Source organism: Paenibacillus sp. M2 (assembly GCF_046713495.1).
GTDB lineage: Bacteria > Bacillota > Bacilli > Paenibacillales > Paenibacillaceae > Paenibacillus > Paenibacillus amylolyticus_B.
Map to the genome: position 1 here is coordinate 1,089,625 of NZ_CP169648.1, position 19,196 is coordinate 1,108,820.

Sequence of the window (19,196 nt, forward strand, 5' to 3'; positions counted from 1 at the left end):
CGTGGATGATATATTGGTGGTTGGATCAGATGAATCCGCTGTTTGCCGTCTTGGTGTTATGTCCTATAATTGCTGTGGTGCTTGGAGTAGGCAGTTATTTTGCCAAATGGTTTAGACTCTGGGTAGCGCTAGTTATTTCTTTTATGTTGCCTTTGTTGTATATCGCGAGTGATCTTTCAACATTGGGTAGTAACATAGGCGCTTGGTTCATCTATGGGGCAGGGTATAGTTTGATCAGCTGGGTTGTATACAGATTGCTTCATGCCATTGTGGGGTATAAAAAATAGATTATGTCCGTATGCTTGGGATGAATTGGCCATAAGGAACTACTGGGCTGATTGATGAACAATAGGGTATACTGGACATTATGTCTATGAAACAAGACAGCAGTACAGACGTTTTTTACATCAGGAGGATTTGAATTGGCTCAGACAGAAGGAACACTACAGAAGAAGCTTAAACCAAGACACATCAGTTTTATGGCTATGGGTGGTGTCATTGGAACAGGGATTTTCAAAGGCAGTGCAGAGACGATCGGACTCGCAGGTCCGGGCGTTATTGTCACGTACATTTTTGCTGGATTATTGCTGCTGGTTGTTATGGCCGCGATGGCAGAGATGGCTACGGTGTACAAGAACAAAAATATGAAAGATTTCGTGCAGGAGGCATTTGGTAGCCGAGTATCCTTTGTTATGGGATGGATGTATTGCTTTCTGTGGTTATCGGTATGTGTCATTGAGGTGATTGCTGCCGGGAGCTTTTTGCAGTATTGGTTCACGGAAGTACCGCTGTGGATGCTGAGTCTGGCTTGTGCGGCGTTCATTATACTCGTTAATCTGTTAAGTGTAGGTGTGTTCGGGGAATTTGAGTTTTGGCTGGCCGGAATCAAAATTGCCATGATCATTATTTTTATCTTCCTGGGTGCCGGGTTGATCTTTGGCATTATCCCAAGTGATAACACTCCATATCTGCAAAATTATACGCAAGCAGGCGGGTTCTTCCCGAACGGATGGTCATCGATTTTCTCGGCACTGCTTGTGGTCATGTTCTCTTATGGGGGATCGGAGCTGATTGGTCTGACCCTGACCGAGACGGAGAATGCAGAAAAAGTGATGCCCAAAATCGTGGGCAATTTCATGCTCAGAATTATTCTGTTCTTCACCTTGCCAATTCTCATCATCTGTGGTCTTATCCCATGGAATGAAATTGGGCCGGAGAGCAGTCCGTTTGTACAGGTGCTCGCCTCCACGGGACTGCCGGGAGCAGCACACATAATGAACTTCATTTTGGTGACGGCAGTTCTGTCTGCTGCAAATTCAGGGATCTATGGTGCATCCCGGATGATGCACTCCATGGCAGTGGGCGGGGAAGCTCCGAAGGCATTGTCAAAGACGAATCGCAACGGTAGCCCTATTAACACACTTCTGGTGTGCTCAGTAGTTTTGCTCGGAGGTTCCTTGCTTGGCCTGTTCGCGCAGGATCAACTGTTCCGTGTATTGCTCGCAGTTCCGGGGTTTGTCGTGATTCTTGTGTGGATCTGTATTGCCTCATCCCAGTTGAAACTGCGGAAGAAATATCCGGTTCAACCGACCTTCAAAGTTTGGGGATTCCCTTATATAACCGGAGTCGTGGTACTATGTCTCAGTGTGATTGCGGTGATGTTTGTGTTTGATGAGGGTAATCGGTTCAGCATTAGCATCTGTCTTGCCGTGCTCGCGGTGCTGATCATCTGGTCCCTGATTCGATTCAGAAAGATGAATGGACGGACCGTTTAGTATTTGTAATATATAGATGTACGATAATACGTAACAAAGAACATCCCGGCGGTGGTATTCGAGCCGGGATGTTCTTTGTGTTAATAGTCTTTTGGTATTCAATTTATTGTCCTACATACTTATCCATAAAGTGATCTACTCTTTGGAAATAATCAGTAGGATAATGATTAATCGCATCAATGTGTTCCGTATTTTGAGGATACCATACTTCTGCATTGGGATTATTTTTTAAGGACTCATAGATCTTTTCTGTATTTTTATAACTTATTTGCTGATCCCCAGTACCGTGAATGAGCATAACGGGCTTGTCTTGCATCTTTTTAACCGCGTCCATGGGTGATACGGAATCGAGATCAACGTTAAAGACCCAATCCGCCATCCATGTCGATGTATAACTGAAAGGGAATGCAGGTAAACCTGAGAAGAATGGCAGGCCCTCTCTCAGAAATAAACCGGCATTACGAAATGGACTATCTGCAATTACAGCCTGGATATCATCACTTTCACTTGTGGCCAGTAGAGAAGTAGCAGCCCCCATAGAGAAGCCGATAACTCCAATATGGTCTCCCGCATGATCTCTGGATTTTAGATAGTCTACAGCCCCAAGTAAATCGTATTTCTCATGTAGTCCCAGCGTAATCAAATTCCCATCGGACTTACCCTGTGAGCTGAGATCAAAGGCCAGTACGTTATACCCCTTTGGAACGAAATGTTCTACCAACTTGGGAGTACGACCTTTGACTAAACGATTACTCGTATATCCATGCACGACAATAATTGTTTTGTTACTTGCTGTGCCTGAAGATATACTCGCTGGAAAGAAAGTTCCTCGAATCGTATTATCATTTTTCATACTCTTGAATTCGACTTCTTCGTAAGGTGTTTTCTCCATATTCAACTCGTAGCTGACATTGGTATCTCGTGGATGGTGTAATAACGTGTCTACTACTTTATAGGATACAAAGAATACAAGAGAGACAATAAGCACAAGTGCTATCCCCAGGCCCCATAATAGTTTCTTGTGTTTCTTCATACGACCTTTAAAGGTCAGAACAGGGGGTAAAGATGATTGACTCATTGAGATTCCTCCAGTGTTTCTTCGTGTTGTATGGGTGCAAACAGATAAAAGGCATGTCCCTTCAGATTCTCCCACTCAGGATGATGAAGGATGTCATCTCCGAGAGTTAAAGCTACTCCATTCAAAAAAGAGATATAACTTCGAGAGATCATCGCTGGAGAGAAGTTTTTGTTGAACTCCCCCATGGCTTGTCCCTTTGTATAGACAGATTCAATCGTATCGGTCATTATTTTAATGCTTTCAAGAACCTTCTGTGTAAGTTCGGGAAATCGGGTTCGTTGCCCCAAGACAGATTGAACAAGTCGCAGCTCATTGGTATAGAAGTAAATATGACTGAATTGTTCTTCTACCATGTTTTTTATCAGCGTACCTGGTGTTCCTTTTTGTTGTAGAGAAGCAAGTGATTTCTTCTGAATATCATCAAGCGGTTCAAGTACAGCGGCATGGAACAGAGCTTCTTTGCTTGGGAAGTATTGAAAGATGGTTCCGGAAGTTACTCCTGCAGTTTTTGCAATAATAGCCGTTGTGGTATTGGAATATCCGCCTTCGGCAAACAGGATCACGGCTTCTTTTAGGATTCGTTTACGCCGCTCGAGTCTCTTTTCCTCATTAACCGGTCTGGCCAAATGAATTCTCCTCTCATCATTACAATTAATTAATTAACTGATCAATTAATTAATAATATAACTGAATTAATTCCTTATGGCAATAGTAAGTTGTCCATTCATTTGCTGAAAGGATTTTAACTAGAAGTGGTTACAAGACAAAGGTATATATTGCAGGTTCTGTTGGGAAAAAAACTAAAATTATGCCTAGATGTAGTTTCTGCTAACAAATCTACCACATCCATGATAGCGTTTTTATGATAACCCAATATTTTCTTGCCTAATTCGACATATTCGTTTACTATTTTCCCATACTTAGTGCTTCAAGCATGTGTTTTTTGGGTATCGCCTAGTCAAAAAGGCTTGGGTTCACGGGAGAGGAAGAGGAGCGGATGATCGGTTTTTTTAGGAAACGTTTGGTTGTACGCATTGTTGCAGTCGTTACACTGGCCATGACGATTATAGCTGTTGGCAGCATGCTGTTACAGGTGGCCAATATGAAGCTGGCTGCGCAGGAGGCCATATCGAGTTACAATATCCAGATTGCTCAGAGTTATGTGAATCAGCTGGATACCGCATCTTATGCCGAGTTTGCCAAGAATCCCAAGGAGAATGACGCGTTCTTGAAGATTCGTGATGAGCTGGATGATTTTCGCGTAAGTATCGGGGCCATGTATGTGTATTTCGTCAAAATAGATGACAAAGGTACGCCACTTATTATGGTGGACGGCATGAAGGATGCAGATAAAGCCTCACCGATTAATGAAGTGACGGATGTCCCTCAGGAGGCTGTACAGAAGCTGTTGCAGGGGCAAACAGCCAGTTCTTCAATCATTAACAACGAGGAGTATGGCGACTATATTTCCTCTTATGCTCCTTTGCTCGATAGTAACGGCGCTGTAACAGGTGTCATTGGTATCGATACGGCGGTATCGGTGATCGGAAGCATTGAGTCAGATATTATGAAGTCGAGTATTCCTTTTTATGCTTTGCTGCTTTTAATTACACTTATAGGCATTGCCGTTGTCATGTGGTTTATCGTGAGGGGACTGCGGCCACTTCAACCGCTTAAGGCGAGTGTGGAAAAAATGGCACAGGGTGAGCTTGCAGAAGCCAACAAAATTTTGACGTCGTATCGTCTGAAAAGCAAAGATGAGATTGGAACCACATATCAAGCGATGATACATATGTCCGGCAACTTGAACAAGATCGTGAGTAACATGGTTGAAGGCGTGGCGGTAACCACCAATATTTTATCGGAATCAACGAAGGAATTTAATCGCAGTACCGAAGAGATGCTTGAGATGGGCAAGACGGTTGACCAATCTGTCGAACAGATTAGACAAGGGGCACATACGCAGAAGCAGGGTGCGAGCGATAGCGCGCATGCGATGGAAGAGATTGCAAAAGGTATTACGGATATCTCCGAATCCTCGATGGTTGTATCGGATGCGGCAACAAGTGCGCTTTCTACGGCGGAGTCAGGTAAACAGAGCATGACACTGATGAAAACACAGATGGAGAGCATCTCACATGTCTCAAGTGAAGTTGTAGCGATGGTTCAGGTGCTGAACAACTACTCCCAGGAAATTGGTGGTGCCCTGCACACGGTTCGTGATTTTGCGAGTCAGACGAAGCTGCTTGCGCTTAATGCATCCATAGAGGCAGCACATGCAGGAGAACATGGCAAAGGTTTTGCGGTTGTGGCGGATGAAGTTCGGAAGCTTGCTGAGGCCTCAAGCACATCCATGGAACGGATTTCCGACTTGCTGCTTCGTATTCAACAAGAATCACAGCAGATTGGCTCACAGATGGGGGTTACTGCAACCGAGATTGGACAAGGGGTTACAATTACCGCAGAAGCGGAGCAAGCTTTCGCCCATGTGGTTGATGCGTTCCAACTGGTGACCAGTCGCATTCAGGAAGTCTCCGCTGCGGCAGAGGAAATCTCGGCAGGTTCGGAAGAGGCTGCAGCCTCTGTCAATACGATCTCGCAGATCTCAGCCGGAGTATCGGATCATTCGGATGAAATCTATCGCTTAATGCGTGAACAATCGGCCATGTTCAACAGGGTGGCGCAGACCTCCACCATACTGGAGCAGCAGACGAACGAGATGAGCGAAGCCGTACGCAAAGTTAAAGTATAGTTTGAGTAAGGTGTAGTAATAGTAACGCAAGAGGTAGTCAGAAAAGTGTTCCGCTCTTGGAGAAGTTGGTGTTCATCCCAAACTTCCTTCAAAGGGAGGAGCACTTTTTTAGATTTAAACTTTTAAATGATCCAGCTCTATCGCCTGTCTGAAGCGTTGGGCGAATCGTTCTGCAGCTACGGCGGACTCCTTGGACTCCGTCTGTACGAAGCCAATTTGCATTTTCGGTTGATCGATTCCAGTGATCTCTACCATCTTCACCAGACCTTCCTTCCATAATGGATTTTGGTAAAAGGAAAAGTCGTGACCAATCGTGGCGGCAATATCGTTTCGTAACACCATGTTGATGGCTTCTGAATTATTTGTTTTAAACAGAATGGACAGAGATCCATGATCATAAGTGAATTCCCTGATGAAGTCTTCGATGAAACCATCTCGATAGAGTGCCAGCTTGTGTTCTTTTAATTGATCAGGTGAAACACGGCTGTGTTTGGCAAGTTCAGACAGGTGATGAGTACCAACTACCAGCTTGCCCGAGTACATGGGACTGAAGTGAAGTCCATCGAATTCCCGCAATTGTTTGGCATAGATCGCGATAAAGCCCAGATGGGTTTTGTTACTCCGAATATCCTCGATAATTTCCATGGACCCTTTCTCTTCAATCGAGATGTTAAGTTGGGAGTGCTCACGCTTCATATCTGCAGCAGACTGGACAAGATAGGGCATGACACTTGGAAAAGTAGCCACATGAAGCTCTCCGCTAAGAGAGGAGGTTTCTGCGTTCAGGGATTTCAATTCATCAATCCGCTGCAAAATGTCCAGTGCCTTGGCAATGAATTGTTTGCCTTCGGGAGTGGGATGAGTTCCTTGCCGAGAGCGTTCGAACAGGATAATACCCAATTCTTTTTCCAGACGATGTACCGATTGGCTGATCGCCGATTGTGTAACATGCAGATGCTCCGAGGCGGCGGAGAATGATTGCGTTTTTGCAATTTCAACGACATATTCGAGCTGTTCCAGATTCATGATTTCATCTCCGTTTAGCATTAATACAACTAATGTTAACATTAGTATCTATAAATATGAATAATACATGAACAGCGATATAATATATAGACAATCATATAAAGGGGATGAACTTCATGAAAGCAGCAGTATGGTATGCCCATAAAGACGTGCGTGTGGAAGAACGGGAGGTTCCGGTCGCTCAAGCGGGTCAGGTCAAAATCAAAGTGGAATATGCAGGGATCTGCGGCAGTGACTTGCATGCCTATCATCATGGTGTGGGCATTCAAGAAGGCGAGAATCATCCGCTCTCAGGACAGAAAGCGCCGCTGACATTGGGTCATGAATTTGCAGGAACCGTGAGTGAATTGGGGAGTAATGTAAGCGGTATCAGTGTAGGGGATCGAGTCGTGGTAGAGCCGTTGTACCATTGTGGAACATGTGAGTACTGTATCCAGGGGCGTTATAACCAGTGTACTCAATTTGGATTCGTTGGACTGAATGGTGATGGTGGTTTTGCGGAGTACGTTGTTGTTGAATCCTACATGGTTCATCCCATACCGGATAACGTAACTTTTGAAGAAGGCGCGCTCGTTGAGCCTACGGCAGTAGCCTTTCACGCGGTTCGTCATAGCAAGCTGAAAGTGGGGAATAAGGTAGCCGTATACGGAGCCGGTCCAATTGGATTATTGACGATTCTGTCTGCCAAAGCAGCAGGAGCATCTGAAATCTATGCAGTCGATGTATTTGAGGAACGTTTGGACTTGGCAGCCAAGCTGGGAGCGATCCCGGTAAACAGTGCCAAAGTCAATGCAACCGAGGTGATCTTGCAACAATCGGGCGGCATTGATGTGGCCTATGAAGCAGCGGGTGTGCAGCCAACGATGGATAGCGCCATTGCGGTTGTCAAAAAAGGTGGAGAAGTTGTTGTCATCGCAGCAATTCCGAACCCGCTTCAAGTGAACTTCTTCGATCTTCTGGTCAAAGAAGCGAACCTGACAGCAACGCTGGCCTATCGCCACATTTTCCCTGAAGTGATTTCATTGATTGCGGAAGGATCGCTCGATGTGAAACAGGTCATCACCAAGAAAATCAAACTGGACGATATCGTGCAGGAAGGACTTGAGCTGTTAATGACCGACAAGAGCCATGCGAAGATTTTGGTGGAGATTGGCGACTAAAAACCGATCGCTAACGAAGATAGATTTTCATATCAACGTAATTGAAGTATAAGTTTTAGATCGCGAAAAAGACCGTTCATCCGTATGAATGGTCTTTTTCGCGTTATTCAAGTAGAACACGCATCTTTCACTAGCTACTCTTTATGAATCAATTCTGCTGATCGCGGTTCGCTAAGCTAATACCTAACACTAGGAATCATAACGGTAACAGATCGCCTTACCCCCGCTACTCTCGGAGCTGAATTCCTCATCCTCATAGAATCCGAAACGCTCATATAAACGGATGGCATTGACCATCTGACCGCCCGTATATAAATACACCGTATTTTTGCCCATGTCCTTGGCAGATTCCACGCATTGTTGGAGCAATTCTCTGGCGATTCCATGACCTCTCCATTTGGGATCAACACCTAATAGCCGAATAAACGGATAATCGATTGGTAATTCAAAGTCTGGATAAGCCTTGCGCGCTGTTTCGAATAATTGGACTGTACCGACAATCTGATCATCAATCTTGGCGATCCATAATTGTGTCAGGTACGGATTAACCACAGACTCTCGAATATCTTTTAGGTAGGCCTCCCAGCGTTCATTTTGCTCAAAAGTCTCCCGATACTCGGCGTAACTTGCAATAAGGATATCTACAATCTCTGGATGGTCCGTTTCTGTGGCAGGATGAATCGTAACGGCAGCCGTTGTCATCTAATAATTCCCCTTCTCTTATGGGTTAAGTATGGAATATCGTTTTCTTGCATTTTACCATAACGGATTCAATCCGATTGATTCAAATATTCTATAGTAAACTCAGTCATTTCTATAGATCAAAGCATATCAGCGATTGAGCTGTGTGGAATACAGATGATTGCGATATTCGGTTGGCGTATTGCCTTCGTATTGCTTGAACATGCGCAGGAATAGTTTGTAGTCGGAGAAGCCGCACTGTCCGGCAATTTCTTTTACACTGGCATTGGTGTTCAGCAGCAGCTGTTTCGCCCGGCGAATACGTTCGGTGAGGATATAGGTTTTGAGTCCAGTACCTTTCTCGCGCTTCACCATTTTGGAAATATAGTCTTTGTTAAAATTAAAATTTTCTGCAATCTGACTCACCGTGATGTTTGTATGCAGATGAATATCGACCCACTTGCAGATATGGTCCACAATTGCATTGTGCGGGCGATAATCCGCCTCTATATTCCGCTCCAGTTCTCTGAACAGCAATAACAAAGCAGCGTCGGCTTCCTCCGGTGAGAAGGATGACACATGCAGCAGCTGCTTAAACAACTGATTGGCCATGGAAGGTACCTGAATGGTGGCATGTGTCCTAAACTGGTTGAAATCTGCCAACATGGCATCATAGTGAACCCAGTAGAAGCTGACGGGGGCGTCGCTGATTTGGTAGCCATAGTGGGTGCGACCCGCGCGCAGAAACAACAGATCGTTGGCACGAACTACATATTGTTCCTCTTCTTCCGCGATGTACATCTCACCTTCCAGCATCAAAATGATCTCATGCACAGGCATGCTGCGTCTCATGTGGCTCCAGTTGCCTTCGGATATGAACTTGCCGCACAGGTAATGTTCCAGTGGCTTTTGCATAGGACGGATTTATCCACCTTTTCTTGGATTATGAGTCTGATGTAATTATATTTTATTTGATAATATGGGGATATTCAAGCTCTGAAGTGGATTGTTGAGTATTGGACATATGGAACAGAACACGGATTTTACCCCTTAAGAATGAATGGATATCTATATAAGTTGAACTAAGCATTTACATGATAACGGAGAGGACAGAAAAAACCTGAAAAAGCGGAGCGTTCGCCTAAAAGCTTTCTGAAAGAAAGCTGCATCGGAAGCATACGCGATCCCTGGATTTCCCTTGAGAAAGGGGATCAAAAAAATCTGGGGATAACAGCGATTGGAAGGTTATTCTGTCATCGTAGTGTCAGTGTAAATAATCTTTAGTTCAACTTATCTATTACATCCCGAGAAGGAGTGAGTGTCATGATTGATACGAAAAAAGGATTTCTGGGACCGGAACATGTAGATCTGTTAAATGGAGTGTTCCAAACATCACAAGAGGTGGGGGAGCGTTACCTGTTATCGCTGGATATTGATCGATTCCTGGCTCCATGCTTCGAAGCTCATGGTTTACCTGCCCGAAAAGAACGTTACGCGGGTTGGGAGGCACGTACCATCAGCGGACATTCCCTCGGACATTATCTGTCTGCCCTGGCTGTGACGTATCAGGCAACCGGGAATATCACGTTAAAAGAAAGACTGGATTATGCTGTCACCGAACTGGCGAGAATCCAACAGACCACGGGGAGCGGGTATATCGGTGGTTTGTCCGAAGAACCTTTCCACATGGCTTTTCGAGCAGAGAATATCGGTGGGTTCAACATCGGTGAATACTGGGTTCCCTGGTACAGTGTGCACAAAATCTATCGCGGCCTGATTGATGCGTACAAACTCACTGGTAACGGACAGGCACTTGATGTAGTTACTCGATTTGCAGACTGGGCGGTAGAAGGTTTGCTCCCGATGACAGAAGAACAGATGCAGACGATGCTTCAAAGTGAACACGGGGGCATGAATGAAGTATTTGCACACTTGTATGGGATCACGGGCAAAGCCTTATACCTTGAGATCGCCAACAAGTTTACCCATCAATTGATCCTGAGACCCTTGGAACACAAGCAGGACGATCTTCAAGGCAGACACGCCAATACTCAGATTCCCAAAGTGATCGGTGCTGCCGAAATCTACAATCAGGATCATACCCATGAGAGTTACCGGACAGCGGCAGAGTTTTTCTGGAACACCACGGTGCATCATCGTTCTTATGTATTTGGTGCGACGAGCATTTCGGAGCATTACGAAGCAAAGGGCATGGAGAGTCTCGGGATCAAAACAGGAGAGAGCTGTTGTACTCACAACATGTTGCATCTAACGAAGCAACTCTTCGCCTGGAATCACGATAGTGCCTACATGGACTATTATGAAAACGCCATCTATAATCATATCCTCGGCACGCAGGACCCCGATACGGGGAACAAAACATATTTTGCATCAACGCTGCAAGGCCACTACAAAATCTATGGTACTCACGATACTGCTTGGTGGTGCTGCACAGGATCAGGCATGGAGAACCCGGGCAAATATGCCGAGGCCATCTATTTTGAGAATGAACAAGACCTGTACGTCAACCTGTATATCGCTTCCCAACTGGATTGGGCGTCACAGGGATTATCCCTGAAGCTTGAAACCGACTTTCCTTATTCGGAAAAGGTGACCCTGACGATCACCGGAGGCAGCGCCTCGGCTCATCTAAGATTACGCGTACCCTCATGGCTGCAAGAGCCAATGACGGCAACGGTTAACGGGGATACGGAACATCCGTATACACGGATGGAACCCGGCTATCTGTCCATCGACCGCATCTGGTCTGCGGGCGATGTCATCACAATCACCCTGCCGATGTCACTTCGCCAGTACACCTCCCGGGATGATGCCCACAAGGTGGCATTCCTGTACGGCCCGATTGTACTCGCCGGTGCACTAGGAAACGAGGGTCTTCCAGAGGATACGATTGTGGATGAAACAGCACTGAATCCCAAGACCGCACCCGTACCTGTGATCTGGACGGAGCAGGAGGATGTACAAGAGTGGATCAAGGTTGTAGATGCAGACACGTTAACATTCGAACTTAGCAAGGATGTCACTTCCACAGGCGAAGCCGTGAAACTCATTCCGTTCTATGATGTGCATCATGAATTTTATACCGTGTATTGGCCGTTTAACGATGAAGGTGATGCGCTCGAGAAAGAGTTGAACGATATCACGATCGACAGGGTTCAGGCTGACGGTCAGCAGGATGAGATTGGACATCAACTTGATAGCAACTGCCGTGGGGAGCATCACAACGGTTCAACCACAGATGGCCGTAAGAAGTTGCATATGTGGCGAGAGGCTTTTGGCATCAGTGGAGCTTACTTCAGTTATCAACTGGCAGTGGACCACGCCGCAACCAATTATTTATGTGTGGCCTATTGGGGTGGAGATCATTCCCCGTTTGAGCGGGAAGGTACGTTATATGAGAGACAATTCACCATTACCGTGGATGGAACACTCATTGGAGAGCAGCGAATTCATATGAACAAGATTGGCGACGTGTTCTATGTGACATATGATATTCCTGAGAGCGTAACATCAGGTAAAGACAGCGTTAAGGTCATGTTCCAGGCGAAGGGCGACAATGGCTGTGCCGGGAAAGTCGTAGAGGTACGTACTACACGAAGCAAACCGGAATCTCTCTTTGCGTAATAAGAGGCATGGTGTGAAAAGGCGCAAACACAATGTTATAATGAAAATAAATTACGGTTAGGTGAAAGAGGAGGTTGGAAGTGTGGCAAAACCCGATAATAAAGGTACTTATAACTTTCAGGATTGGTTAACTTGGGAGGGGGCATGGGAATTAATTAACGGCAAAGCTTTTAATATGTCTCCAGCACCCACTTCATTGCACCAGTTTATTGTGGGTGAGCTGCACTTCTCTTTGCGGACTTTTTTTCAGAATCGGAAATGTTTCGTGTTTGTTGCCCCTTTTGATGTGTATTTTAGCGAAAATGAACAATATGACCTGCCAGATCAAGTTGTACAGCCTGATTTATCGGTGGTTTGCTCCAAAGACCAGATATCTAAGAATGGCTGTAACGGTGCACCTTCTTTAATTATCGAGGTGTTATCGCCTTCGACTGCGCTAAAGGATTTTAACGAAAAATTTAACTTGTATCAGAAATACGGCGTGAACGAATACTGGATTGTTGACCCCGGGAATCAAACCGTCCATGTGTACACGTTGGAGGATGGCAGTTACCAGACCCGTCATCTGTATACAGAGCAGGAAACGATTATATCTGTCTTGTATCCTGAATTACACATTACGCTGGATTCGTTGTTCAAGCTCAGGTAGTGGAAACTAAAAAAAGTGAACCAACGCATAAGGGACGAAACCGGATGATTTCCGATTCGTCCTTTTTGCAGTACTATTTTTCAGACAAGTCTTATATAAAAAATGACACGCATAGCTATTTTCCACGTATTACCTGATAACATTTCTTCTCCACAATCTGCTGTTTGAAAAGACGTACTTCTACGGATTGACCACCAAATTTCCTGCCTAGTTCCACGTTGTCCCTGAAAATATGAAATGGGATAAGCCCAAACCACGTATATTATGAGTATTCGAATATCCAATGTTATCCACCTGAGAGCGTTAACATCATGTACAATAAGAAGAAGTTGATCAGGAAAATTACGACATGAGGCACCAATATATAACATGAAAGGAGGTCGGATGATTGAACATGATCAAGTACATAAAATTATTGGGATTAATCCTCGGTATTGTGGCTGTGAATGTTCTGGCATTCTCACCCGGCTTTATCGGGCTGAATTTCGGGGAGGGTGCATTCACAACTGCGCTATCCGTTACCCTGTTGTTCGGCAGTGCAATGGCACTTTTATATGGTAGTTACACCTTGTTGTTGAGGCAACCGATAGTTCTGCCCGTGAAGCATATCGAAACACATGAAGATTATGTGGAAGCTTTATCTTTTTATAGACGCATCAAAGTCCTCGAAGAGGATATTACACTGGGGCTGTCTCAACTTAGCCGGATGAAAAAGAAGAAAGAAACACTCCTGAATGTGCTTCATCAGCGGTTTGATCCGGGGGAACTAAGCTACAAAAAATTCGCATCGGTCACGCTGGAAGTGGAGAAGTTGCTATATCTCAACATTCGCAGTGTGCTGAACCGGTTGAATGTATTTGATGAAGCCGACTATGCCAACATGATGAAATCCAAATCCTCAAACCTTCCCCAAAAACTTTTTCAGGAAAAAACCAAGGTATACAACGATTATCTGTCTTATGTGAAGAATGCATTACACACTAATGAGGAAATTTTGCTCAAGCTGGATCAGTTGTTATTGGAGATTTCACGCCTCGACAGCTTTGAAGCCGGAGATATTGAACAGATGCCTTGTATGCAGGAGATTGATCAGTTAATCAAGCACACCAAATTATACAGACAGTGAGGGGTTGCTCGTATGGCCAAGAAGGGAAAGTTTTTTTTCATATCGATTGTAATGCTGGTACTCGTATTCGGTCTGGTCTATGCAGGAATAACATTAACATCGAACTTTGGCAAGTCGACCACACAGGTGAGCACAGAGAACGCAGGTAAGGAACTGGGTAAACTGTACGCGGACATTGCACCAGCGACGGCGGAGCCGGTCAAAGGACAGATAGATCTCGATCCGGTCGATGTAGCAGAATCTCTGCCGGATATCTCCAAATTCGCAATTGCCGTAGAGAATACAACGAATGATTACGTCGAAATCTTCTCTTCCCCAGAGAAGTCGGGCAGCGGGGTAGACGGTTGGTTAACCGAGGTGGGTGAGGAGTTCAACAAAGCAAATATTACCGTTGGCGGGAAACAGGTATCCGTCAAAATCCGCAACATTGCCTCCGGAACGGCTACCGATTATATCAAGTCGGGCAAGTATATACCGGATGCATTTACACCTTCCAATGAACTGTGGGGCGAGATGGTTGAGGCCAGTGGGGTGAAGACAGAGATGGTCTCCAAGCGATTGGTTGGGAATGTCCCTGGTATTGTCATCTCCAAAGCCAAGTATGATGCACTGGTTGATACCTATGGCTCCGTTAATGTAAAAACCGTAACCGAGGCGATTGCCAACAATGAACTCGCGATGGGATATACCGATCCATTTGCCAGCTCCACAGGACTGAACTTTCTGGTGACTGCACTGAATACGTATGATAGCGCCAATCCGCTGGGAGAGAAAGCGATTGAGGGATTTGAGAAATTCCAGACGAATGTACCGTTTACGGCCTCGACAACCATTCAGATGCGGGAAGCGGCCAAGTCAGGCCGACTGGATGCCTTTGTACTCGAATACCAGACGTATGTGAATACCGCCGATCTGAAGAGTGGTTACGTCTTTACACCTTTTGGCGTGAGACATGACAGTCCGCTGTATGCATTGGGGCAATTGCCGCAGAACAAACAGGAGATTATCCAGAAGTTTGCGGAATTCGTAACCCAGGCGAAGTACCAACAATCAGCGGAAGAGTTTGGTTTCAACGGGTTGCAGGATTACAAATCCGAACTGGCCACTGTGGATGGTGGCACGTTGTTGTCTGCACAGAAAGTATGGAAAGAAAAGAAAAACGGCAGTAAACCGATTGCCGCTGTGTTCGTGACGGATGTATCCGGAAGCATGGACGGCGAACCGCTTAACCGACTGAAGGAGTCCCTGCGCAAAGGTCAGAAGTACCTGGGTACAGACAACAGTATTGGCTTGGTTTCTTACTCCAGTGGGGTAACCGTGAATCTGCCCATTGCCAAGTATGATACGAACCAGCAGTCCATGTTTGTCGGAACAGTGGATAGTCTGCAAGCTGGCGGAGGGACGGCGACCTTTGACGGGATCGTGGTAGCGATGAAGATGCTGGAAGATTACATGGCTGCTAATCCAAACGTGAAGCCGTTAATCTTTGTGCTGAGTGATGGCGAGACCAATGAAGGTCACACCCTGAAGGATATTCGGGATCTGGTCGAGACGTACCAAGTGCCGATCTATACGATTGGATACAACGCGGACATTAAGGCTCTGGAGAGCATCTCCAGCATTAACGAAGCGGCAAGCATCAATGCCGATACCGATGATGTCGTGTACAAGATCGGTAACCTGTTTAACGTACAGATGTAATCTAAAGGGGGAACTATAGATGTCATTTTCAATGGAAATACCGAGCCACAAGGAAATTCAGAAGGTGATTGAAGAAGAGGTGAAACCCGTGCCCGCCGAGGTCGCGGAGCTTCAACAAGTGGCCGATGCCAACGTAGAGATGATTATGACACTGGATCTCGAATCCCTGGAAAAACGCAAAGAGATTCTGCAATCCATTGACGGCTTTGGTATGAACACGATGAGATCCTCTTCCGAGAAAAACGCCTTGCTTCAAGTCTCCGTTGGACATCTGTCCAAGACGGGAGACGAGGGCGGTCAGGTCGCCAAAGGTTTGACCGAGCTGCATATGCAACTGAAGGATCTCGACCCAAGTGTGGTTGATTTCGCCAAGACCGGCTTCCTCGGGAAATTATTCAATCCGCTTCGCGCCTATTTCCTGAAATACCAGAAGGCTGACGCAGTCATCGCTGACATCGTAACCTCTTTGGATAAAGGCAGGTCCACCCTGCGTAATGATAATACAACGCTGGAGATCGAACAACAAAACCTGAGAGAACTCACCAAACGACTGCAAAAGGAGATTCAGCTTGGTGTGCTCATGGATGAGTCCATCGACGCGCAGATTGAAGCCGCCAAGGTCCGCAATGAGGACCCCGAAAAAGTTCGCTTTATTACGGAAGAAGTGTTGTTTCCGCTCCGTCAGCGGGTCATGGACCTGCAACAAATGCTGGTCGTGAACCAGCAGGGTATCATGGCGATTGAAGTGGTCATCCGTAACAACAAGGAGCTAATCCGAGGGGTAGACCGGGCCAAGAATGTAACGATCTCGGCACTGAAAATTGCCGTTACTGTAGCGAGTGCTTTGTATAACCAGAAGATTGTATTGCAGAAGATTGAATTGTTGAACCAGACAACCAACGATCTGATCGCGGGTACATCCAAAATGCTCAAAGATCAGGGAATTGCCATCCAAAAGCAGGCATATGAAGCCAGCATCTCCGTGGATACGATGAAACAGGCGTTCACCGATGTGTTGTCAGCACTCGATTCGATTAGTCTTTATAAGCAGGAAGCCCTGCCAAGAATGCGCGAGACGATTAACCAGTTCCGTGAACTTGCGGATACCGGAGAGCAGCAGATTCAGCGTTTGGAGAAAGGGCAGAAGCTGGGGCTGTAAGTCAGAAGAGAGAGAAATACAATGTCACTTGTTAGATGGCTATCATTTGTATAATTAGAAAAAGCGATCATTCCTCATTAAGCATGGGGAATGGTCGCTTTTTGGGCTTCTATGAAGATTGGTACTAATGTAGATACCCGATATTCCGTGCATAAGGGTATATCTGTTGCTCGTATTGGTCGAGGAGAACTCCAGCCGCACGTACTTTGGCACGACCTTGTTGCAGTATCTTGGAATTCACTTTGTTTTTAGAAACGGCTTGTTTGTACAACAAGTATCCTTCCAGCTGAAGGTAGCTTCCCTTGACATAATAGGCATGTATTTTCTTAAGTTCAGGATTAGAAGGTTTGATTTGTTTTAACATGGATACCGTTTTTGTATAATTAGGGATCACCGTATTCGTAAGTTTGAGGTACATGGACTTGCGATTGGTTGAACTCACCTCACCTCCCACACTACCCAATGTGTCGATTGCTTTATTCTCATAAGGTACAAGGCGAGATATTTGTTCGAGGTATTTTTCGAAATCCTTTTGATCTTTAGTGAGCTCCTGTTCTGCATCATCTAATTCTAATTCGTCCATAAGTTCTTTGTTCAAATTATCTTCGTTTTCACTATAACTCTGATCTGAATCTGAATATGTAGAGGTTGCTACTTTGGCTGCATCAGCAGAAGCGGCTGGAGAGAAAAGAACTCCTCCAAGCAAAACAAAACTGGTAATCAATGATATAATCCACGACTTCTTCAAATGTATTGTCATCCTCCTTTTGTTTGTATTCCAATGGATAACCTAACATATCATTACCAGAAATTACAGGAATACATTTACATAAAATAGAGTTGCCGATTTTTTTTCAAAATCCCCCTCAATAATCATCTTTTAACACGACATTGTCGGGCCTGTAATGAATGATCTTGAACAATTCCTCGGCCATGTAGGCGGGGCTGTGCTTGAAATCCTGTCTGATCCACTCCATGATCATGCCAAATATCGCATGAGACTGGTAACTTGCCAGCAGTTCAGGGTTAATGTGCTGCGGGAAGATTTGGTTCAGATCCTGTAAGGAAAGATCTCGAAGAACATCGCAGATCATACGCTGAAAATTGGAGGAGGCCTCCGATTTCACAACCAGTGTGTAGAATTGTGCATGCTGGTGCACATGTTCAAATATAGTGATGGCCGAAGAGGGCATCAGACCAACCTCGAACTCTTTCAACCCTTGATAGGGTTTGCGAAAAGAAGTCACCAGATCCTGAATCACATCATTGATGATCTCATTGAACAGGTCTTCCTTGTACTGATAATGTCTGTAAAATGTACCTCGATTCAGGTCGGCGCGCTGGACAATATCCGTAATGGATATTTCTTTAAAGGGATGTTTTTGCATCAAATGGATGAGGGCATCCTTCAGCGCAGCTTTTGATTTCTTGATTCTTCGGTCCATCGAATTTGGGGTTTCAGACATCTATTTTCCTCCTCGCGAGTTCAATTTATTAATTAAAGAACATTTGGGCTTAGTAGTGTTGTTTAACGTACAACTGGACAAGCTTTTACTGATTGAAGTGAAACGCTATGACTTATTATACTAAGGATAAGAGTTAATGAACATTTGTTTGTTAACTTATTGTAAACGAATACACAAAGGAGGATACATGGAATGAAACTTCAAGATAAAGTGGCAGTTGTTACAGGTGCTGGTTCAGGTATGGGGAAAGCGATCGCCACGTTGTACGCCCAAGAGGGTGCGAAAGTAGTTGTATCGGATATTAACGAGGAATCCGCACAGGCGGTAGTGAATGATATTAAGGCACAGGGCGGGGAAGCGATTGTGGTTCTGGCCAATGTAGCCAAAGAAGAAGATGTGCAGAATCTGATTGATACAACGGTGAGCACATACGGTACAGTAGATATTCTGATTAACAACGCGGGCATTATGGATGGCATGGAGCCAGCAGCGGATATAACGGATGAGAAGTGGGAGAGATTGTTCGCTGTGAACACAACCAGTGTGATGCGGACAACACGGAAAGTATTGCCGATCTTCCTGGAAAAACAAAAAGGCGTCATCGTGAACATTGCTTCGGCAGGTGGATTGCACGGCGGACGTGCAGGAGCAGCCTATACGGCGTCCAAACATGCGGTCGTGGGCTTCACCAAAAATACAGGGTATATGTATGCTGAGCAAGGCATTCGTTGTAATGCGATCGCTCCAGGTGCCGTGGCAACCAACATCAGCGCATCCATGGCTGGTATTAGCCCATACGGTGCAGGGCGGCAACAGCTGGGCATGGCAATCAACCCACGCATTGGGACGAGTGAAGAGATCGCCAAGGTGGCCTTGTTCCTCGGATCGGACGAGTCCAGCTTCGTGAACGGAACCGTTGTTACAGCTGATGCAGGCTGGAGCTCTTATTAATCCATTCAAGAGCAGTCGAGCATGGAG

17 protein-coding genes are annotated in these 19,196 nt (G+C 45.5%); 10 read left to right on the forward strand and 7 right to left on the reverse strand.

Annotated features, from left to right (window positions below; genetic code table 11):
- Nucleotides 1–5 precede the first annotated feature (5 nt).
- On the forward strand, nt 6–287 hold the full coding sequence (locus ACETMN_RS04960) for a hypothetical protein (protein WP_091015917.1): 282 nt from the start codon (nt 6–8) through the stop codon (nt 285–287).
- Between the two features lie 135 nt (nt 288–422).
- A complete protein-coding gene (locus ACETMN_RS04965; RefSeq protein ID WP_143786512.1) occupies nt 423–1,775 on the forward strand; it encodes an amino acid permease in 1,353 nt (450 codons plus the stop codon).
- A gap of 103 nt (nt 1,776–1,878) precedes the next feature.
- On the opposite strand, the gene ACETMN_RS04970 is transcribed toward ACETMN_RS04965, so the two are convergent.
- Together ACETMN_RS04970 and ACETMN_RS04975 are read right to left on the reverse strand one after the other, a co-directional pair.
- Nucleotides 1,879–2,853, reverse strand: a complete 975-nt coding sequence (locus tag ACETMN_RS04970) for an alpha/beta hydrolase (protein ID WP_091015915.1) — start codon at nt 2,851–2,853, stop codon at nt 1,879–1,881.
- Nucleotides 2,850–3,479: a TetR/AcrR family transcriptional regulator gene (locus ACETMN_RS04975; protein ID WP_091015914.1), complete on the reverse strand. Its 630-nt coding sequence runs from the start codon at nt 3,477–3,479 to the stop codon at nt 2,850–2,852. Before ACETMN_RS04975 ends, ACETMN_RS04970 begins: the two co-directional genes overlap by 4 nt.
- A 371-nt stretch (nt 3,480–3,850) precedes the next feature.
- Here ACETMN_RS04975 and ACETMN_RS04980 point away from each other — a divergent pair, with 371 nt between their 5' ends.
- Nucleotides 3,851–5,605, forward strand: coding sequence for a methyl-accepting chemotaxis protein (locus ACETMN_RS04980; RefSeq protein ID WP_091015912.1), 1,755 nt, complete (start codon nt 3,851–3,853; stop codon nt 5,603–5,605).
- Between the two features lie 114 nt (nt 5,606–5,719).
- Here the strand turns inward: ACETMN_RS04980 and ACETMN_RS04985 are convergent, their stop codons facing one another.
- On the reverse strand, nt 5,720–6,631 hold the full coding sequence (locus ACETMN_RS04985; RefSeq protein WP_091015910.1) for a LysR family transcriptional regulator: 912 nt from the start codon (nt 6,629–6,631) through the stop codon (nt 5,720–5,722).
- A gap of 116 nt (nt 6,632–6,747) precedes the next feature.
- Between ACETMN_RS04985 and ACETMN_RS04990 the strand changes: the two genes are divergently transcribed.
- Entirely contained in the window at nt 6,748–7,791 is a 1,044-nt protein-coding gene (locus tag ACETMN_RS04990) for a 2,3-butanediol dehydrogenase (RefSeq protein ID WP_091015908.1), read from the forward strand.
- 189 nt (nt 7,792–7,980) lie between these two features.
- Here ACETMN_RS04990 and ACETMN_RS04995 read toward each other — a convergent pair whose 3' ends face one another.
- Together ACETMN_RS04995 and ACETMN_RS05000 are read right to left on the reverse strand one after the other, a co-directional pair.
- The gene (locus ACETMN_RS04995; protein ID WP_411735843.1) at nt 7,981–8,493 is read right to left on the reverse strand and encodes a GNAT family N-acetyltransferase; all 513 of its coding nucleotides are present in this window, start codon (nt 8,491–8,493) and stop codon (nt 7,981–7,983) included.
- Nucleotides 8,494–8,622: 129 nt separating this feature from the next.
- A complete protein-coding gene (locus tag ACETMN_RS05000) occupies nt 8,623–9,387 on the reverse strand; it encodes a helix-turn-helix transcriptional regulator (RefSeq protein ID WP_105601015.1) in 765 nt (254 codons plus the stop codon).
- Nucleotides 9,388–9,795: 408 nt separating this feature from the next.
- Between ACETMN_RS05000 and ACETMN_RS05005 the strand changes: the two genes are divergently transcribed.
- The 5 genes from ACETMN_RS05005 to ACETMN_RS05025 all read left to right on the forward strand — a co-directional run bounded on the left by ACETMN_RS05005 (nt 9,796) and on the right by ACETMN_RS05025 (nt 16,752).
- Nucleotides 9,796–12,117 (forward strand): beta-L-arabinofuranosidase domain-containing protein, encoded by a 2,322-nt coding sequence (locus tag ACETMN_RS05005; protein ID WP_105601014.1) that lies wholly within the window; start codon nt 9,796–9,798, stop codon nt 12,115–12,117.
- An 82-nt stretch (nt 12,118–12,199) separates the two neighbouring features.
- On the forward strand, nt 12,200–12,766 hold the full coding sequence (locus ACETMN_RS05010; protein WP_411735844.1) for a Uma2 family endonuclease: 567 nt from the start codon (nt 12,200–12,202) through the stop codon (nt 12,764–12,766).
- A gap of 394 nt (nt 12,767–13,160) precedes the next feature.
- Nucleotides 13,161–13,892 (forward strand): hypothetical protein, encoded by a 732-nt coding sequence (locus ACETMN_RS05015; protein ID WP_091016231.1) that lies wholly within the window; start codon nt 13,161–13,163, stop codon nt 13,890–13,892.
- 12 nt (nt 13,893–13,904) lie between these two features.
- Entirely contained in the window at nt 13,905–15,593 is a 1,689-nt protein-coding gene (locus ACETMN_RS05020; RefSeq protein WP_411735845.1) for a VWA domain-containing protein, read from the forward strand.
- Nucleotides 15,594–15,612: 19 nt separating this feature from the next.
- The gene (locus tag ACETMN_RS05025) at nt 15,613–16,752 is read left to right on the forward strand and encodes a toxic anion resistance protein (RefSeq protein ID WP_091015899.1); all 1,140 of its coding nucleotides are present in this window, start codon (nt 15,613–15,615) and stop codon (nt 16,750–16,752) included.
- A gap of 124 nt (nt 16,753–16,876) precedes the next feature.
- On the opposite strand, the gene ACETMN_RS05030 is transcribed toward ACETMN_RS05025, so the two are convergent.
- On the reverse strand, nt 16,877–17,500 hold the full coding sequence (locus tag ACETMN_RS05030; RefSeq protein ID WP_091015897.1) for a hypothetical protein: 624 nt from the start codon (nt 17,498–17,500) through the stop codon (nt 16,877–16,879).
- Between the two features lie 118 nt (nt 17,501–17,618).
- Nucleotides 17,619–18,218, reverse strand: a complete 600-nt coding sequence (locus ACETMN_RS05035) for a TetR/AcrR family transcriptional regulator (RefSeq protein ID WP_091015896.1) — start codon at nt 18,216–18,218, stop codon at nt 17,619–17,621.
- 192 nt (nt 18,219–18,410) lie between these two features.
- Here ACETMN_RS05035 and ACETMN_RS05040 point away from each other — a divergent pair, with 192 nt between their 5' ends.
- A complete protein-coding gene (locus tag ACETMN_RS05040) occupies nt 18,411–19,169 on the forward strand; it encodes an SDR family oxidoreductase (protein WP_074093664.1) in 759 nt (252 codons plus the stop codon).
- Nucleotides 19,170–19,196 lie beyond the last annotated feature (27 nt).

Coding starts and splice junctions, on each gene's coding strand:
- ACETMN_RS04960 (WP_091015917.1), top strand. CDS start 6: ATGATATATTGGTGGTTGGATCAGATGAATCCGCTGTTTGCCGTCTTG.
- ACETMN_RS04970 (WP_091015915.1), bottom strand. CDS start 2,853: ATGAGTCAATCATCTTTACCCCCTGTTCTGACCTTTAAAGGTCGTATG.
- ACETMN_RS04980 (WP_091015912.1), top strand. CDS start 3,851: ATGATCGGTTTTTTTAGGAAACGTTTGGTTGTACGCATTGTTGCAGTC.
- ACETMN_RS04985 (WP_091015910.1), bottom strand. CDS start 6,631: ATGAATCTGGAACAGCTCGAATATGTCGTTGAAATTGCAAAAACGCAA.
- ACETMN_RS04990 (WP_091015908.1), top strand. CDS start 6,748: ATGAAAGCAGCAGTATGGTATGCCCATAAAGACGTGCGTGTGGAAGAA.
- ACETMN_RS04995 (WP_411735843.1), bottom strand. CDS start 8,493: ATGACAACGGCTGCCGTTACGATTCATCCTGCCACAGAAACGGACCAT.
- ACETMN_RS05000 (WP_105601015.1), bottom strand. CDS start 9,387: ATGCAAAAGCCACTGGAACATTACCTGTGCGGCAAGTTCATATCCGAA.
- ACETMN_RS05005 (WP_105601014.1), top strand. CDS start 9,796: ATGATTGATACGAAAAAAGGATTTCTGGGACCGGAACATGTAGATCTG.
- ACETMN_RS05015 (WP_091016231.1), top strand. CDS start 13,161: ATGATCAAGTACATAAAATTATTGGGATTAATCCTCGGTATTGTGGCT.
- ACETMN_RS05020 (WP_411735845.1), top strand. CDS start 13,905: ATGGCCAAGAAGGGAAAGTTTTTTTTCATATCGATTGTAATGCTGGTA.
- ACETMN_RS05025 (WP_091015899.1), top strand. CDS start 15,613: ATGTCATTTTCAATGGAAATACCGAGCCACAAGGAAATTCAGAAGGTG.
- ACETMN_RS05035 (WP_091015896.1), bottom strand. CDS start 18,218: ATGTCTGAAACCCCAAATTCGATGGACCGAAGAATCAAGAAATCAAAA.
- ACETMN_RS05040 (WP_074093664.1), top strand. CDS start 18,411: ATGAAACTTCAAGATAAAGTGGCAGTTGTTACAGGTGCTGGTTCAGGT.